This is a genomic window from Spirosoma aerophilum (assembly GCF_054782495.1).
The window spans coordinates 95,306-111,848 of the sequence record NZ_BAAGSJ010000019.1 but is presented as its reverse complement, the minus strand read 5'-3'; the positions used below and the strand labels follow the sequence as shown (position 1 = coordinate 111,848).

Genomic DNA, 16,543 nt, shown 5'->3' with positions numbered 1-16,543 from the left:
TAGGCTGTAACTCAGGTAGGGCATCCGGGCAACGAAACCCCTTTGTGCGGAATTCAGACCATAAGCGCGTTTATAACAAGGCGTGCCACGGATTTAACCCGTGGCACGCCTTGTGTTTTGTCTGGGCCAGACTACAGCGGGGGCCAGATAGAATGATTAAAACTAAAGAGGGTGCGCGTGGGTCTTACGGCAATTCCATAAAAAACGTTGGCGTTTCGGTGGCTGTGACCTTTAGCTTTCCGCCGGGCACCGTTAGGGTTGAGGTAACGGGCGTTCGCTGGCCGGTTTTCAGGTCATAGCGCCGAACACTCGTAACCCCGGAAAGGGAGAGCGTAACGGCAGCCGTTGAGCCGTCTTCACTCGGCTTGGTGACCACATAAATGGGTTTCGCGCCCGTCTTTATGAGCTTGTCGATAATGACTCCCGTGTTGGCATCGGTCGTGGTGGAGCTAAACACATAGTCTCTGGCGAAGCTGTTCACCTGGGCAAAAAACTCGGTGGTTGGTCGCAGTCCCCGTTCGGTGAGACTTTCGTTGGCAATCCCGCAGCTCAAATCCCAGTTCAGATAGGCATTGGGGTTATACTTGAAGTTGGAGTCATCGTAAAGCTGATAGAACATGGTGCCGTTCAGGCCACACCGAAGCGATGCCAGCGCGGTACGCAGGCTCCAGTCGCCCTGGGTTTGAAATCGGTCCCGGTTCGGCAGCGTTTTCGCAACATTGTTCTGATTGCCGGTAACCGGATTTTGAATACTATAGCCGGTTTCAGTGATCCAGACCGAAATCTCCTTTTGGGGAACCAGGTCTTTCAGCGCCTGTTTGAACTTGATGATCCTTGCCTGATAGGCCGTATTTTCGGGACTTACCCCTACGTTGACGCCCGATTGGTTTTGCATCCCCGCGCTATTGTTGTAGTCGTGGTAGCTCACGCCGTCGAAGAAACAAACCCCGTTGTTGTACAAATCGCACCATTGGAGTATGGCGCGTATGTAGCCGGGATGCGAGGTGGCCAAACCCGCCAGAATGATGTGTGCGTTGGGGTCATACTTACGAATGGAGTCGGCAACGATTTTGCTCGTGAAGGCGATTTCCCAGGGGGTCATCATACCGCCCGGCGATGTGATCGCGCTTTCGGGAAGCTGGCCCCGTGCCACGCTGTCGTACCGGGTTGTGTGGCCTTCGGCGGTCCAGATCGTACCCAGCCCCACCTTGCCCGACCACCAGCGGTTCGGCTCGTTGCCAAGTTGATAGTAATGGACCAGGTTCAGGCCCACGCGCGGATCGTTGGCGGGGTAACTGGGACCCCGGTACACTTTACTCAGCTTCGACGAAAACGACGCGTTCGGCCCGTATCGAAGTGCCAGCTGAGCGTACAGATCGGCATATCGGGGCAATGGCTCGTTGTTTTTTGCACACAGGATATTGATCTTACCCGTCCGTTTCTGCCAGGCAAACACACTGTCGATCTTCCAGCCTCCGGTGGCGGCCGGCTGAAAAGCATACGTACCATCCGTCCGGCTAACCAGACTAAAATCTATATAGTTGCGATAGATCTGGGCCGCATCGGCAACCGCCAGTTTGTTGTTATCCAGTCCGCGTCCACTATCGAACTGGAAGTTCCACTGATAGGTAACCGCGCCAAAGTGGTTCTGAATGGGGACTTGCGGAATTGTATACGGTGTCGATTGATAGGGGTAGTACCAGCCATAAAAATACAGTTCGGTTGGCATTGGGTACGTCCGCTGGAACTCGTAGTAGTCGGTTCGTCGGGGCGTGGTAAATTTGTTGCGTTGTATTCTATTATAAGATGGCCCTACAAACGGAAAGGCGGCCTCTTTGGCCCCCGTTGTCACGTTGCGTGTCCAGGCCTGCATGGTTGAGCCAGAACCCGCCCCGTCGCCGTAATTGACCGAATCCAGCACCACCGACATGGATTTCGGGAAAGCTACGGTAATGGTCGACTTCGGGACAATGCCCGACCCCTGTCCCAGCGAAAATTCTACCGTTACGGAGCCGTCGACAAATCCGCGGGTATTCTGACTCGAGTAATCCTGAACGTAGATCCAGTCCGGAGAAACCGGAATAGGACCATAGACCTGTTTGGTTGTCGGTGCGGTTGGATTTTTTGATGCAGGCTGTGCGGCTACCTTCGTTGTGTAATTGTAATCGGGCTTGTGGGGCTGGCTCGAAGGCTGCCCCATGGCGAAGCCCGATACCAGTAATAGAAAACCTAATTGTTTTTTCATCGTACATATGCGCCTGCCAGACGGCCTGAACCATCTGGCAGATTTTATAAAAGTTTATCGACCGTATAAGGTCTTATGTATAGTGAATGGTAGTATGCGTTGGTATTGTATAATGATTAAATATTGTTAACTATTTATTTACCAAAAGTAAAAAAAGTAAACATATGTAACAAGGAAAACCTGAAATTTTTTCTTTCAAGAGTAGTTTCAACCGTGAAGGCTCTACCGATTAACGCTCCAGGTACCTTTCTGTTGGCTGTAAGAAGGGGTTTAAACAGAAAAGCACTTCTCTTGAATTGACAGCATCAAAAAACTCATTTCGTTTACTCCGTGAAAGCCCTTTCGTCTATAGATAGCAAATATCCATGACAAGGATTAATTGTTAAGGACTATGGATTAGATTAGTAAACTTATTGTAGACGCCACTACTGCTTACTCTCGGCTATGTTTCGTTACCTCTATTTGGTCTGGCTATTTGTCATAATCGGTCAATGTGCGTCGGCGCAGGTTCAGCGGACTGCTTACAATCCAAACCGGCTTATCGCCCCGGAGCAGCTTCGGGCTGATTTCGACCTGATGCAGGCCGCCCTGGACGAGCTGCACCCGAGCTTATACTGGTATACGCCGAAAGATTCATTACAGGCAGCTTTTGCCCGGACACGGGCTGCCATTACCCAGCCGTTAACGGAGCAGACGTTCCTACATGTACTATACCCGCTGATCTGCCAGATTCGGTGCGGTCATACGCAACTGGAGCCTGGTCAGGCCTGGCAGTCGTCGCCCGTGCGTCCGAAGCTGGCCCGGTTGCCGGTCGATGTGTTTGTGCGAGACCAACGGGCGTGGATTGTCGCTGTCAATGCGACTGACACCACCGTAACGGCTGGCGATGAACTGCTGTCGATCAACGACGTACCCATCGCCAATGTGATTCAGGCCGGGCTCAACATATGGAATGCCGATGGCTTCAACCGGACCTGGAAAGAGTTCTTCCTGAACGAGTACGACTTTTTTGAGGATGTTTGCGGCCGGGTGTATGGCTGGTCGGGACCGTACAAACTCCAGGTTCGCAGCCCGACCGGTTTCGAGCGCACAGTAACCGTTTCGGTTCGACCAAAGCCCATCGACCCACCGCAGCCAGCTAAACCCCCGCTCAAGCAATCCGCCAGTGCCGCGAAAGCACTGGCCCGGCAAAAGGAAGAAGCCCATAAACGAAGCTACCTGACTATGCGATGGCTGGCTGATTCAACAACCGCAATCTTAACGGTCAATGGACTGGAATATGGCAATGAACAGTTTTACCAGCGGGCGTTCGAGGCACTCCACCAGAAGCAAGCGAAGAACCTGATTCTGGACATCCGGCGAAACCACGGCGGTGATGCCCGCATCATCAATGAACTGCTATCCTTTCTGGCAGACTCGAACTATGTATTTCTACAAAAAGCCATGGCTCGGGTCGCTGATCCAGGCAAGAGCCGTTTCGCCCACCGTTTCGACGCCAACATAACCCGAAGTTTCCAGGCTACCTACGAGCCGGGCCAAAAAAGCGGGGACTGGTATACCTTTTCGTTTCGAGCCCCGATGAATCGCCTGATGACCTATCAACCCGCGAAAGCCAACCGATTTCGGGGTAATCTGTATGTCCTGATTGGGGGCGGAACCTTCTCGAACGCGGCTAATTTTACCTCAGCGCTGAAGGTGGCCCGGCCAAAGACGGTGTTTATCGGTCAGGAGACCGGTGGTGCCGAATCAGGTTGCGGGGGAAACACCAATCGACTGACCTTACCAAACTCGCAGATCGTTGTGCAATTCCCCTGGATGCGGTTCGTATCGGCATCACACAACCCCAAAGAGGGGTACGGCACCCTGCCTGATTACCCGGTCGATTACTCGGCAGAAGCCGTCATCAACCAGCAGGATCTGGACTTGGAGAAGGCGCTGGAATTGATTCGGGCGCGAAGTCGGTAGTGCGTCTTTCCGGCTAAGTACTGTGTGAACAGTCATTGGTGTGAATGATGCCAGCTTGTATGGTAAGTACAACAAAAAAGCCCCAAATCGTAAGATTTGAGGCTTTTTGCTCCCGAAGCTGGGCTCGAACCAGCGACCCTCTGATTAACAGTCAGATGCTCTAACCGACTGAGCTATTCGGGAATCGTGGTGCAAAAGTAGCCCGTACGGTTATACTACGCAAGCATTTGGCTGAAAAAAATATTGCTTTTTTGCCATCGGACTGATAATCAGTCCGATTATTTTTACCGAAATGCGTCGGGGCGGTGGTTGGGTACGTTCTCCAGGATCAGCTCTTTGATGCGCCGGGCGTCTCCTTTCGAGAAATTGCGGATGATGATCTCGGGACGGGCACGCGGAATGACCCGGATGGTCGCGAAGAAGAGGCCGTTGTCGATCTCTACACCCGATATATCGGAGAAAAAGACGAAGTTGTCGGTGCCGCCAATCAGTTTGCGGGCACGGAACGTAACGCCTTTGTCGTTGAACTCAACCTCATCGGGGTTAATCGGGTCTTTAAAGCTGCTGGAGCGGAATTTTTCTGCCATGGTTTATTTGGAGTAGGTAGGAGTTAGGAGCGAGGAGGTAGGAGGGATAGCGCGTGCACGCTGTTGGCGCCGGTCTATGCGCCTACCTCCTCGCTTCCAACTCCTACCTACTTTTTAGGTACATAAATTACTTTCTTGGTTTCGAAAAAGGGCTCCTCAAAATAGTCGGAGAGGTCATACACGCGGTAACGGTCCGGCACTTCGGCAAGTTCCTCGGCCAGGTCGCCCCCTTTGAGGTACAAAACGCCATTGGGCCGGTCGTTGTTACCCGATTTATGAATTTTGTAGCGTACCCAGCCTAAAAACGGTTTTAAGCGGGTAACGGCCCGACTGATTACAAAATCGTAGGTCGTGGTGAGCTGTTCTACGCGCATCTGTTCGGCCTTCACGTTCTGTAGCCCCAGCGCGTCGGAAACCTCCTGCACCACTTTTATCTTCTTGCCAATGCTGTCGACCAGATGGAAGTCGACCAGGGGGAAGAGGATGGCGAGGGGAATGCCGGGGAAGCCGCCCCCCGTGCCTACGTCGAGGATTTCGGTGCCGGGTTTGAACGAGACGATTTTGGCAATCCCCAGCGAATGAAGAACATGCTTTTCGTACAGAGCGTCGATGTCCTGCCGGGAGATCACGTTGATCTTGGCGTTCCAGTCGCGGTATAAGCCATCCAGGGCCGCAAAACGTTCTTTCTGTTCGGCCGTCAGGTTGGGGAAATATTTTAGTATCAGATCGATGTCCATAATTTTAGTGAAGCGTGTTGAATAAAGGTGAAGAATAGATAATGAGTTGGTCATTGGCCTTTATTCTTCATGCTCCATTCATCACGCTTCATATAACGTTTTATCGCCAGTAAAGTCGCTTTTTACGACGGCTGAACAGCGTTTTTATACCGGCGAGGCCATAATAGGCGGCCAGCAGCAAATCCATAAAGGGAACAATTGCCCAGTGTACGGTATGCGCCAGCCGGTAGCTTGCCCGGCCAACAGTACCCCAGAACGCGAATGTCCGAACGAGAAAAAGACCCATTCCCACCAGCAAAAGTAACCATTCATTGGCGCTAAAGGAAGCTGGCAGGAGCTCATGTACCAGAACGATCAGGCCAACGACCAGCGCCAGTAACCAGCTGAGTACGTGCGTGCCGTTGAGGAGCCCCAGCCTGATTTTATGGCCCTGTTTGTAATACTTGCCAACGTTGAGGTGTCGTCGTTTCTGAAGCCGCCAGTCGGCCCAGGTTTCTTTGGGTCTCGACCACATAAACGTATCGGGGTCGAGGCTAATGGCCGTGTTCTGGCGGGTGGCTACTTCGTTGATGAACAGGTCATCGTCGCCCCCCGTCACGTTCATGTGGTTATAAAAGCCCTTGTTTGCCAGAAACAGGCGGGTGCGATAAGCCAGATTCCGGCCTACGCCCATGTAGGGGTAGCCCGCCAGTGCCAGTGAAAAATAGTGGACCGCCGTTAAGAGGGTTTCGGAGCGGATGAGCAGATTCAGGAAGCCGGGCCGGTGTTCGTAAGGTGAAAATCCCAGCGTAATGTCTTTGCCGTCGGTCTGCAAAGGCGCTACCATGCCCGCCAGCCAGTCGGTCGATGCAGGTCGGCAATCGGCGTCGGTGAGCAGTACGGTGGGGTAGGTCGCTTTCTTGATCGCAATCGTAAGCGCGTACTTCTTGGGTGTCACGTGTTCGTATTCCTTGTCGATCCGGATAAACCGCACCTTCGTCAGATGGGCAATGTCCTGTTCGAGGAAAAGACTGGTGCCATCCGTCGAGCGGTCGTCCATGACCAGCACCTCGAAGGCCGGGTATTGCTGGGCATCCAGCAGGGGCAGGAGTTCGGTCAGGTTATCCAGCTCATTTCGGGCACACACGACAACGGTTATGCCGGATGGATCGTTGGCCGGGGCAGTAGACTTGCCAGATGGAACAGATAGTAAAGTCGGGGGGCTTCGATCAGGTTGGCGATAGAACGCAATTCTTGAATAGACAAAGAGAATGTAAAGAAGCTGAATGCCGACGACAAAGAGCCAGGTTATCAGCACGATCGTAATCACCAAGGGGAGACGTTTACTCGCTAATGCAAGGGTTTTTATTGAAGGGCACAAAGATAGGAGAAAAGGGGAAATAAAGGGTGGAAAGGGAGGAGGGGGAGTAAAGGGAGTAAAGGGAGTAAAGGGAGTAAAGGGAGGAAGAAGATATTCCTTAGCTTTTCCTTACTCCCTTTCCTCCCCTTACTCCCTTTACTCCCCCTCCTCCCTTTACTCCCCCTCCTCCCCCTTAATCCCCTTTTCCCTATCTTTGTACTATGACATTTTCGATTACTGCCCACGACCCGCAGTCGAAGGCGCGAACGGGAACGCTGACAACGGATCACGGACCTATTCAGACACCGATTTTTATGCCTGTTGGCACGGCTGGCACCGTGAAAGCCGTGCACCAGCGCGAGCTTGAAACGGATATCAACGCTGAAATTATACTGGGAAATACCTATCACCTCTACATGCGGCCCGGACTGGATGTGCTGAGCCAAGCTGGTGGACTACATGCCTTTAATGGCTGGGACCGGCCTATTCTGACCGATTCCGGGGGGTATCAGGTGTACTCTCTATCAAATACCCGAAAGATCAAGGAGGAGGGTGTTACCTTCAAATCGCACATCGACGGGTCTAAACACACGTTTACGCCCGAAGGGGTAATGGACATTCAGCGGACCATTGGCGCCGATATCATCATGGCGTTCGATGAGTGTACGCCCTACCCCTGCGAGTACGAATATGCCCGTAAGTCGATGGATATGACGCACCGCTGGCTGGATCGCTGCATCGACCGGTTTGATTCGACCGAGAGCCATTATGGCTTCCGGCAGACGCTGTTCCCGATCGTGCAGGGGAGCACTTACGCGGATCTACGGCGTCAGTCGGCGGAGGTGATCGCCAGCAAAGAGCGCGAAGGAAACGCCATTGGGGGGCTGGCAGTAGGCGAACCTGCTGAGGAGATGTACGCCATGATCGAGCTGGTCAATGGTATTCTGCCCGTCAGTAGACCCCGCTACCTGATGGGCGTTGGTACGCCCGCCAACATTCTGGAAGCCATCGCCCTGGGTGTCGACATGTTCGACTGTGTGATGCCCACGCGCAACGCCCGACATGGTCTTCTCTTCACGACAGAAGGGATTATCAATATCAAAAATGAAAAGTGGAGCCGCGACTTCAGCCCGATCGACGCCGGGTTGGGGGGCTATGCCAGCACGTTCTATTCAAAGGCATACCTGCGGCATCTGGTCAAATCGGATGAGTTACTGGGTGGTCAGATTGCCAGTATCCATAACCTGACGTTTTACCTGTGGCTGGTGCGGCAGGCACGACTACACATTGCCGAAGGTGATTTCGTTTCCTGGAAAAATGAAATGGTCGTTCGCCTGATGCAGCGCTTGTAAGAGTTGGAGTGGTCGGTCGCTGGGGTGGGGTAGCCTTTAAAAGAGGTTCTTACCCCGTATCCAGAGAATACATCATTCATCTGAAGTCTCCAAACGAATCGCTTTGGAGACTTTTTTTATTTTTTATCGTCTCAACTCTATTCCTGATTTTTTGAAGGCAATAAACCAATCCACACGGCTACTTTCACCAAATGGTACCCTCTTTTTTTAGATCCATCCCGTTCGTCGATCGCTGGCTGCACATGCCAGTTCAGGTGATGGGGCGGGTATTGTGGCGAGAAAAAATGACGGTGCTGGGGATAACGTTGTTTTGTGCGGGTCTGGGTGTGGCAACGGCCTTGCTGCTAAGACCGGAGTTTAGCTCTGAAGCGCGACTGATTCCCGAAATGGACAATGGCGCCGATAATGTGCTGAAGCGGCTGGCGTCGGTAGCGGGATTTGCCGGTGTTGACTTTTCTGACGCGGAGGGTATGGATGCCATCCGGCCGGATTTGTATCCCAATGTGCTGCAGAGTACTCCCTGTATACTATATCTGATCGATCAACGCGTGACAACCACCGACCGGCAAGTGCAAACCCTTGGCAAGTTTCTGCAGTCTGGTGGTCATCACTGGTCGTTGCTGCGACGGCTATTACCGGTTAAGGCTGATACGTTTTCGGGCGGTATGGCCCAGAATGCGGATGGAACGGTGCGGTTATCCCTTCGTCAGCAGGTCTTGGCCGAGGAGATTGGCGAGCGGGTGAAAGCTAAATTCGATACCCGCTCCGGAATTATTACCATTACCGCCAGAATGCCGGATGCGCAGGTGGCCGCTACCGTGGCGCAGCGGGCTATGACCTACCTGAAGCAATATGTGGTCAATTACCGAACGGAGAAAGCCCGGCAGGATCTGGACTTTTACCGTCGTCAGCTGGCCGACGCCCACAACCGCTATCAACAGGCACAGCTCGCCGTTTTTCGGTACAACGACCAGCACAAGCATGTGGTGATGCTGGCGACAACAATGGACAGGCAGTTGCTGGAAGCTGAACTGAGCATCGCCCAAACGGTTTATACGGAGTTGGCCAGTCAGTTTGAGCAGTCGAAACTTAAAGTTCAGGCCCGAACGCCCGTTTTTAAAGTGCTTGAACCGCCCAACGTACCGCTCGAACGCGTATCGCCCAAACGAACACTCCTGACATTGCTTTTTACGCTGTCGGGTCTGTTGCTCGGCGCGGTATACGGGCTGGTACGACACGGAAAGCCCGCCGAACGACGACAGGTGAGGTGGGCAAAGCGGATACGCACCCGAAAGAAAAAACTCAACATATACTAAAACGAGACATTCCGTTGCTACAGGCCCTTCGACAGAAAGAGAAACAAATTGCCGTTATCGGCCTGGGCTATGTCGGGTTGCCGCTGGCGTTGGCGTTTGCCCGCCAGTTTCGGGTAATGGGCTTCGACACCAACGCCGACCGGGTGGCCCGATTGCAGCAGCACGACGATCCATCGCAGCAGATGCAGGCCGATGCCTTCGACGGCACCGATCTTGTTTTTACGGCCGACCCCAGGGACCTGAAGCAGGCCCACTTCTTCGTGGTTGCGGTGCCGACCCCGGTAGATGACTATAAAGTGCCGGACCTGAAGCCTTTGCAACGGGCATCGGAAGCCATCGGCAAGGCCCTGAAACCCGGCGATTATGTCGTTTATGAATCGACCGTTTATCCGGGTTGTACGGAAGAGGACTGCCTGCCCATTCTGGAAAAACAGTCGGGTCTCAGGCTGGGAGACGACTTTAAACTGGGCTACTCACCGGAGCGGATCAACCCCGGCGATAAAGTCCGGACGCTGCCGGATATCCTCAAGGTCGTGTCGGGCAGCGATTCGGCAGCGGCTCAGGTTATTGCCGATGTGTACGGCTGCATTATCCGGGCGGGGGTGTATACGGCCCCGAGTATTAAGGTCGCCGAAGCGGCTAAAGTCATTGAAAACGTGCAGCGGGATCTTAACATATCCCTCATGAATGAACTGGCCATCATTTTCGACAGGATGGGTATCGACACGCAGGAGGTGATCAGGGCCGCATCAACGAAATGGAATTTTCTGCCGTTCACGCCGGGTCTGGTTGGGGGGCACTGCATCGGCATCGACCCGTATTACCTGCTCTACAAAGCCCGGCAGCTGGGCTATGACCCGCAGGTCATTCACTCGGGTCGGCGGGTCAACGATAGCATGCCCGCGTTTATCGCTACGAAGCTTGTTCAGTTGCTGCTGCACAAGGATAAGAACCCGGCGCAGACAAAAGTGCTGGTGATGGGAATCGCCTTTAAGGAAAATGTTGCCGATATCCGAAACTCGAAAGTGGCTGATCTGGTACGAGAGCTGATGAAGTATGCCATCAACGTCCATATCGTTGACCCCCACGCATCGCCCAACGAAGTCGCGCACGAATACGGGCTGAACCTGATGGAAAACCCGGCCAGTCAGTATGATGCGGTCATCGTGGCGGTTGGTCATGATGCCTACAGGACACTTGGGGTCGATTATCTCAAGTCGCTGATGGGCGAATCACCGATCCTGCTGGATCTGAAAGGCTTATATGCCATACAGGCAACGGACGAAATCGAGTACTGGCGGTTATAAAGGCAACAAGGCAATGAAAGTAGTTATTGTAGGAAACAGGGCATTCGATTCGTTCGAATACAATCTGAGCGATTCGTTCAGGGCATTGGGGCATACCGTGTCCATTCTGGATATTACGGATGTACTGCCCGTTTCGGTCAGGGTGAGTTACTGGGCATCGCGTTTTATTGAATCCTACGACCGCGTGGTCAGCGTTCGGCTGGCCCATTGTGTTGCCCTGCTTCAGCCCGATCTGGTGCTGGTTGTCTACCGGAACCTGCACCCGTTGATTGTGAAGCAGATCAAGGACCATTGGCCGGGTATTCCGGTAGTACAGATGAATCCGGACGCCCTCTCGAACCTTGAAAAACAACAGATCATTGCCGCAGATTTCGACTGTTATTTCTCGAAAGAACCGTATATCGTCAACTTTCTCCGGGAGAAACTTGGTGCCAACGCCCATTATTTGCCCGAAGGGTTCAACCCCCGCATTCACCAGAAGCCGCAGGTCGAGAAAGCCGTTGCCGAGTGGCTGACCAATATTGACGTGCTGGTATTCGGGAGTTTGTACGCGTATCGCGCCCGGATGATCGAACAACTGATGAAAGCGGGCATTAAAGTGGCCGTCTACGGTACGGAGGGTCCTTACCTGCGGCCATCGGTCCGGTCGGCGTTTCGGAAAAAGTATCTGATCGGCGCCGAAAAGAATCGACTCCTGTATGGGGCAAAGATTGTTTTCAATAACTTCCACTATGCCGAGGTGACGTCGGTCAATCAGAAATACTTTGAAATCAATGCCATTGGTGGCTTTCAACTGTCGGACTACAAACCGACCATTGATGAGTACACCGGCGTTCCGGCTGATCAGGTGACGTATCGGTCGGTGTATGAGGCCATTGACAAAATTAGGTATTTTCTGGCTCATCCTAAAGAGCGGCATGAACTCGCCGACCGGCAATACACTCATTTTCAGCAGCATCACAGCCTCGACCGGCGCGTTGACCAGTTGATACATACGGTAGAAATGCCTTCTCTGCTGCCTGCTAAAGCCCCTTACATTGCCGGATGAAAGGTGTACTGATGAGCTTGCTGGTCTTTTGGGCGGTTTATCAGGGCCTGGATAGTTCCTGGATTGAGGCCGTGTCGATCGCCCTGTCTGTTTACACTTTCGCACAATTGATGGCAGAACTGGGCGAAACGATTGCGTTGCTGGCTTGTATCCGATTCATCGCATCGGTGGAAATTTTACTGGTGCCCGCCCTGACGTACCTCATTTTTCCGGCGTCGATGCCCATTGAGTCGGCGTCCTATTTTTCTTATGCGTTGCCCGCTTACACCGCGTTTTATGTGGGCGTAAGCCAATTCAGTACGGGTAAGTCAGGCCGTTCGCATGCGGCTTATCTTCAGGCAGCCGCCGACTACCTCAAGCCACATCCCGAAACTGCTACTGTGCTGTTAATCATTGGTCTGATGGGGTTTGCGGTTAAAATGCTGGTGCCCACAGCACCGACTTTTCTGGGCCTGCTGCCATCGTACTGCCTCTTCATCGGCGCATTTTACGGCTACTATTCTGCCAGTACATACCGTTTTCTGATGACCGGCGTGGTGTTGCTGGTGCTTCTCGTACACACCGTCTGGACCGGTATGTTTGGCGACTTGTTTACCTGGGGTCTGCTGGCAATAATTTTCCTGGCAGCCGGCCGGCCCGGTCGGATAACAACTCAACGAAAGGCAATAGCCATAACGGCGGCTTTAGTCTGTCTGCTGCTGATCCAGTCGATCAAAGCAGAATATCGCTACAATACCTGGGGAAGTCAGCGTACCGAACGCAGCGGGGATATGAATCTGATGGCCACGCTACTCCTCGACCGACTGGCTCACCCGGAGAAACTGCTGACACCAGATCAGGTATTGCTGTCCGTTGCCCGCTTCAACCAGGGCCTTATGATTGGCAGTGCGATGGTCAAGGTACCTGTGCATGAGGGTTATGCCGGTGGTGAGGTGCTAATGTCCCTGGTACATCCGCTTGTACCGCGACTACTCTGGCCGGCTAAGCCGCAAACGGGCGGGTATGAAAATATTCACCGGTTTACAAGTCTGCCTCAGTCCGAAAATACGAGTATCAACCTATCGCCCCTGGGAGAGGGGTACGTAAATTTTGGCTACGGAGGCATTCTGTTTTCCCTGTTCTATGGTCTGCTGCTGGGGGGTATTTTTCAGTACGTCCTGCAACTGGCCGACGCTATTCCCTCGGTTATCCTCTGGTTACCCATGGTATACATCGGCTGTCTGACCATGGAGACCGACCTGCTCTCAACCTGGGGAAGTTTACTGAATAATGCTCTATTCATTACGCTGCTGTTCTGGTTGCTGAAGCGGATACGTATTCAGCTATAATTTTTCTATGACGATTATTTACCTCTTCCGAAGCCCCGGTACCGGACATAGTATTGAGCAACTATTCCATACAATTCGCTCCGAAATTGACCAACAGGACGAACCCGTCAAGGTCGTTCTGATGCCCCGGATCAGCCGTGGACTATATACGGTCTGGCAGAATATGCGCTTCACCCGGCGATTGACGGCCGACCTGATCCATATTACCGGCGATGTGCATTATGCCGCGCTGGCATTACCGGCATCACGAACGATTCTCACCATCCACGACTGTTTCCTGTTGGAAAATAACCGTCGTCGGCCGCTCCGATACGCCACCTTCTGGTTGTTCTGGTACTATCTGCCCATGCGTCGGGCGGGGGTGGTGACGGCGATTTCGGAGAAAACGCGTCAGGACCTGATTCGCCATGTAGGCCGTCTGGCCACTCGGGTGCAGGTAGTGCCAAATGGGTATGATCCACTGTTTTCGTATAGCCCCAGGCCATTTAACCGCGACCAGCCAACACTTTTACAGATCGGGACGGCCGATCATAAAAACCTGTTTCGTCTGCTGGCCGCCATCGAAGGTATTTCCTGTACACTGGTTATTGTGGGGTCGCTGACCAACAAACTCATTACCGAATTGCATCAGCGGCAGATCCGGTTTCGGCAGTATAGTGATCTGACTAAAGCCGCGCTTGTTCAGTTGTATGTTGACTGCGACATTGTCACGTTTGTGTCGACTTGCGAAGGGTTTGGCATGCCCATTCTCGAAGCCAATGCCGTGGGGCGGGTGGTGATCACATCCGACAGATCACCTATGCGGGACGTGGCTGCCGGGGCCGCTCATCTGGTTGATCCGGAAGATATTACGGCCATACGGGCTGGTATTTTACGGCTCACGAAACATGATCTGTACCGCCAGAGTCTGATTGAGTCCGGGTTGAAAAATGCACAGCGGTTTACGGCCGCGTCTGTCGCCGATCAATACCGCAGCGTATACCGCCAGTGTCGTTCCATTCATCACTCAGCACCGGTTGTTTCATGAAGATAGCTATCTCGGCCGACTGGCTTTACCCTGCCCAGATGGGTGGCTCTGCTAATTCGATCTATTGGCTGGCGAAGGCACTCACAAACGCCGGACACGAAGTGACGGTGGTGGGCACTTCGCAGGACTTGCCCCCGTCGGTACCCGTAAATCGCTGGTTGGAACTGGATTTTGGTCGGGTGGTATATTCACGAAATCCACATTTCTACCTGCCGGTCAGTCATATCTGGTACGGCTGGCAGGCTATCAGGCAGGCTGAGGTAGTGCATGTGAACAGCCTGTTTTATCCTGCTTCATTTGTTTGGGTGCTCCTATGTCGGCTGCTCGGCAAACCCGTTGTCTGGTCGCCCCATGGTGAACTGAGCCCGGTCGCCCTGTTGATTCGTCCCCGTTTGAAGCGGTTCCTGCTGTCCATTTTTCGGTGGTATCGTTCGGGTGTTGTGTTTCATGCTACCTGTGCTGAAGAAATGCGTCAGATTCAACAGCATTTTGGCGAGGATGCCCGCGTTTGTGCCATTCGCACGATGATGGAATTGCCGGGGCAGCGGGCGCGTGTGGCCCAGCCGTATCTCCTGTTTGTGGGACGAATGCATCCCATAAAGGGGGTTGACCGGTTGTTAATGGCCCTTAGCGGATCGACGGTTTTTCTGATGAGCCCGTATTACCTGGTCATTGCCGGACCCGATTCAGACAAAGCCTATGCGCAGACACTACAGGATATGGCAACCAGGCTGGGTCTTTCCGATAAGGTACGGTTTGTGGGCAGCGTGGAGGGAGAACTCAAACAATTGCTTTATGCTGATGCCCATTTGTTGATCCTGCCATCCCATTCCGAGAACTTCGGTAACGTGGTAATCGAGTCGCTGGCGCAGGGAACACCCGTCATCGCATCGACCCATACGCCCTGGCAGGTGCTTCATGAGGAGCGGGCGGGACGATGGGTATCTAACGATCCCGAATCACTTCGGCAAGCTATCGAACCCTTTATCGGGATGCCTGCCAGTGCCTATGATCAGTATCGGATACGGGCGCTGCGGCTGGCCCGCCGTGACTACGACATAACGACAAACTCCGCTGTCTGGACCGATTTATACGAAGCCGCCAGTCAACAAACTTATCCGTAATAGTATGGACTACACCCGGCAACCCTTGCCCATCCGGATTCGGAAAGTCATCCGGTATGTGCGGCTATTTGGCCTTGTTCGCACCTGGACCAAAGTGCAGGCACATTACCACATGAACCGCACGTTTCCCGAGCCGGAATTGACCAGCGTACCTGCGGAAGCTACCGGCAAGCATGTGGGTATTATCGGTTGTGGGAAATTTGCCTATGCGAACGTGGCTTATTATGTTCAGGCCCATGCCGGAGCGGTCATTCGTGGTGTTATGGATACCGATCGTAACAAAGCCATTTCGCTCGGACGCCGGTACGGAGCCGATTATTATACCACTCAGGCCAGCGATGTGATCAATGACCCGCACATCGACCTGATCTATATTGTCTCGAATCACGCGTCTCATGCCGACTATGCCATTGCTGCCATCCAGCAGGGAAAAGCGGTGCATATCGAAAAACCGCCCGTTGTTAATGAAGAGCAGCTGATTCGGTTGTGTGCCGCCATTCGTGAGCATAACGGGCGTGTCAGGGTAGGCTTCAATCGGCCCGACAGCCCGTTGGGTCGGCTGCTCAGGCGTTATGTGGAGGCTCAGTCCGGCCCTGCCATGCTGAACTGGTTTGTGGCGGGACACGCCATTGACCCCGATCACTGGTATTTTCAGGACCAGGAGGGTGGGCGAATTATGGGTAATCTCTGCCATTGGATTGATTTCACGTTACAGCTGATCCCTGAATCGAATCGCTTCCCTGTTCAGATTATACCCACGCGGTCGATTCAGACTGACTGCAACATCAGCGTATCGTATGTATTTGCCGACGGCTCCATCGGAACGATCACGTTCTCCGCGAAAGGGCATACGTTTGAGGGCGTTCGCGAAACCCTGAATGTCCACAAGGGCAACCTGTTGGCCACGCTGACCGATTTTATCGACCTCCGGTTACATGTAGAGGCAGCGGTCATTGGGCGACGGCTATGGTTGCGGGATCATGGACATAAACAATTTATCGTAAATAGTTACTTAGGGCGGCTTGATCCGTCCAAGCAGGACAAACTTGCCAGGATATGGGAGTCGGGCTATCTCATGCTCAAAACCAAAGAGGCCCTGGAAACAAACGCGGTCATCGAAGTAACAGGCTTTCACGAAGACCCTTTTTCGCCCTGATGATTGTGCGTT

General features: G+C 53.2%; 13 protein-coding genes and 1 tRNA gene. 9 read left to right on the top strand and 5 right to left on the bottom strand.

All coding sequences use genetic code 11. The features are described from left to right. Window positions 1–184: 184 nt before the first annotated feature. Window positions 185–2,245, bottom strand: a complete 2,061-nt coding sequence (locus tag ACYVK4_RS25740; RefSeq protein ID WP_461130445.1) for a hypothetical protein — start codon at window positions 2,243–2,245, stop codon at window positions 185–187. A 444-nt stretch (window positions 2,246–2,689) separates the two neighbouring features. Here ACYVK4_RS25740 and ACYVK4_RS25735 point away from each other — a divergent pair, with 444 nt between their 5' ends. Next, window positions 2,690–4,210 carry a S41 family peptidase gene (locus ACYVK4_RS25735; protein ID WP_461130444.1) on the top strand — a complete coding sequence of 507 codons (1,521 nt, stop codon included), beginning with the start codon at window positions 2,690–2,692 and terminating at the stop codon, window positions 4,208–4,210. Window positions 4,211–4,319: 109 nt separating this feature from the next. On the opposite strand, the gene ACYVK4_RS25730 is transcribed toward ACYVK4_RS25735, so the two are convergent. The 4 genes from ACYVK4_RS25730 to ACYVK4_RS25715 form a co-directional block, all read right to left on the bottom strand. Then, a tRNA-Asn gene (locus ACYVK4_RS25730) sits at window positions 4,320–4,393 on the bottom strand. Window positions 4,394–4,494: 101 nt separating this feature from the next. Next, window positions 4,495–4,797, bottom strand: coding sequence for a hypothetical protein (locus tag ACYVK4_RS25725; RefSeq protein WP_461130443.1), 303 nt, complete (start codon window positions 4,795–4,797; stop codon window positions 4,495–4,497). Window positions 4,798–4,904: 107 nt separating this feature from the next. Then, complete coding sequence (gene rsmG / locus ACYVK4_RS25720; protein ID WP_461130442.1) at window positions 4,905–5,534, bottom strand: 16S rRNA (guanine(527)-N(7))-methyltransferase RsmG; 630 nt, start codon at window positions 5,532–5,534, stop codon at window positions 4,905–4,907. Window positions 5,535–5,634: 100 nt separating this feature from the next. Then, complete coding sequence (locus ACYVK4_RS25715) at window positions 5,635–6,846, bottom strand: glycosyltransferase (RefSeq protein ID WP_461130441.1); 1,212 nt, start codon at window positions 6,844–6,846, stop codon at window positions 5,635–5,637. Between the two features lie 248 nt (window positions 6,847–7,094). Between ACYVK4_RS25715 and tgt the strand changes: the two genes are divergently transcribed. From tgt to ACYVK4_RS25675, 8 genes are all read left to right on the top strand, one after another. Further along, window positions 7,095–8,225: a tRNA guanosine(34) transglycosylase Tgt gene (gene tgt / locus ACYVK4_RS25710; protein WP_461130440.1), complete on the top strand. Its 1,131-nt coding sequence runs from the start codon at window positions 7,095–7,097 to the stop codon at window positions 8,223–8,225. 191 nt (window positions 8,226–8,416) lie between these two features. Next, window positions 8,417–9,541 carry a Wzz/FepE/Etk N-terminal domain-containing protein gene (locus ACYVK4_RS25705; RefSeq protein ID WP_461130439.1) on the top strand — a complete coding sequence of 375 codons (1,125 nt, stop codon included), beginning with the start codon at window positions 8,417–8,419 and terminating at the stop codon, window positions 9,539–9,541. A 14-nt stretch (window positions 9,542–9,555) separates the two neighbouring features. Continuing rightward, window positions 9,556–10,848: a nucleotide sugar dehydrogenase gene (locus ACYVK4_RS25700; protein WP_461130438.1), complete on the top strand. Its 1,293-nt coding sequence runs from the start codon at window positions 9,556–9,558 to the stop codon at window positions 10,846–10,848. Window positions 10,849–10,861: 13 nt separating this feature from the next. Beyond that, window positions 10,862–11,896 (top strand): CgeB family protein, encoded by a 1,035-nt coding sequence (locus tag ACYVK4_RS25695; RefSeq protein ID WP_461130437.1) that lies wholly within the window; start codon window positions 10,862–10,864, stop codon window positions 11,894–11,896. Beyond that, a complete protein-coding gene (locus ACYVK4_RS25690; RefSeq protein ID WP_461130436.1) occupies window positions 11,893–13,224 on the top strand; it encodes a hypothetical protein in 1,332 nt (443 codons plus the stop codon). Before ACYVK4_RS25695 ends, ACYVK4_RS25690 begins: the two co-directional genes overlap by 4 nt. A 7-nt stretch (window positions 13,225–13,231) precedes the next feature. Then, on the top strand, window positions 13,232–14,251 hold the full coding sequence (locus ACYVK4_RS25685; RefSeq protein WP_461130435.1) for a glycosyltransferase family 4 protein: 1,020 nt from the start codon (window positions 13,232–13,234) through the stop codon (window positions 14,249–14,251). Further along, window positions 14,248–15,375, top strand: coding sequence for a glycosyltransferase (locus ACYVK4_RS25680; RefSeq protein ID WP_461130434.1), 1,128 nt, complete (start codon window positions 14,248–14,250; stop codon window positions 15,373–15,375). Before ACYVK4_RS25685 ends, ACYVK4_RS25680 begins: the two co-directional genes overlap by 4 nt. Before the next feature lie 4 nt (window positions 15,376–15,379). Beyond that, a complete protein-coding gene (locus ACYVK4_RS25675) occupies window positions 15,380–16,531 on the top strand; it encodes a Gfo/Idh/MocA family protein (RefSeq protein WP_461130433.1) in 1,152 nt (383 codons plus the stop codon). The last annotated feature ends 12 nt before the right edge of the window (window positions 16,532–16,543 follow it).

Bases quoted from the DNA above. Each gene is read 5' to 3' on its own strand.
- ACYVK4_RS25740 (WP_461130445.1), bottom strand. From the start codon at position 2,245: ATGAAAAAACAATTAGGTTTTCTATTACTGGTATCGGGCTTCGCCATG.
- ACYVK4_RS25735 (WP_461130444.1), top strand. From the start codon at position 2,690: ATGTTTCGTTACCTCTATTTGGTCTGGCTATTTGTCATAATCGGTCAA.
- ACYVK4_RS25725 (WP_461130443.1), bottom strand. From the start codon at position 4,797: ATGGCAGAAAAATTCCGCTCCAGCAGCTTTAAAGACCCGATTAACCCC.
- rsmG (WP_461130442.1), bottom strand. From the start codon at position 5,534: ATGGACATCGATCTGATACTAAAATATTTCCCCAACCTGACGGCCGAA.
- tgt (WP_461130440.1), top strand. From the start codon at position 7,095: ATGACATTTTCGATTACTGCCCACGACCCGCAGTCGAAGGCGCGAACG.
- ACYVK4_RS25705 (WP_461130439.1), top strand. From the start codon at position 8,417: ATGGTACCCTCTTTTTTTAGATCCATCCCGTTCGTCGATCGCTGGCTG.
- ACYVK4_RS25695 (WP_461130437.1), top strand. From the start codon at position 10,862: ATGAAAGTAGTTATTGTAGGAAACAGGGCATTCGATTCGTTCGAATAC.
- ACYVK4_RS25690 (WP_461130436.1), top strand. From the start codon at position 11,893: ATGAAAGGTGTACTGATGAGCTTGCTGGTCTTTTGGGCGGTTTATCAG.
- ACYVK4_RS25685 (WP_461130435.1), top strand. From the start codon at position 13,232: ATGACGATTATTTACCTCTTCCGAAGCCCCGGTACCGGACATAGTATT.
- ACYVK4_RS25680 (WP_461130434.1), top strand. From the start codon at position 14,248: ATGAAGATAGCTATCTCGGCCGACTGGCTTTACCCTGCCCAGATGGGT.
- ACYVK4_RS25675 (WP_461130433.1), top strand. From the start codon at position 15,380: ATGGACTACACCCGGCAACCCTTGCCCATCCGGATTCGGAAAGTCATC.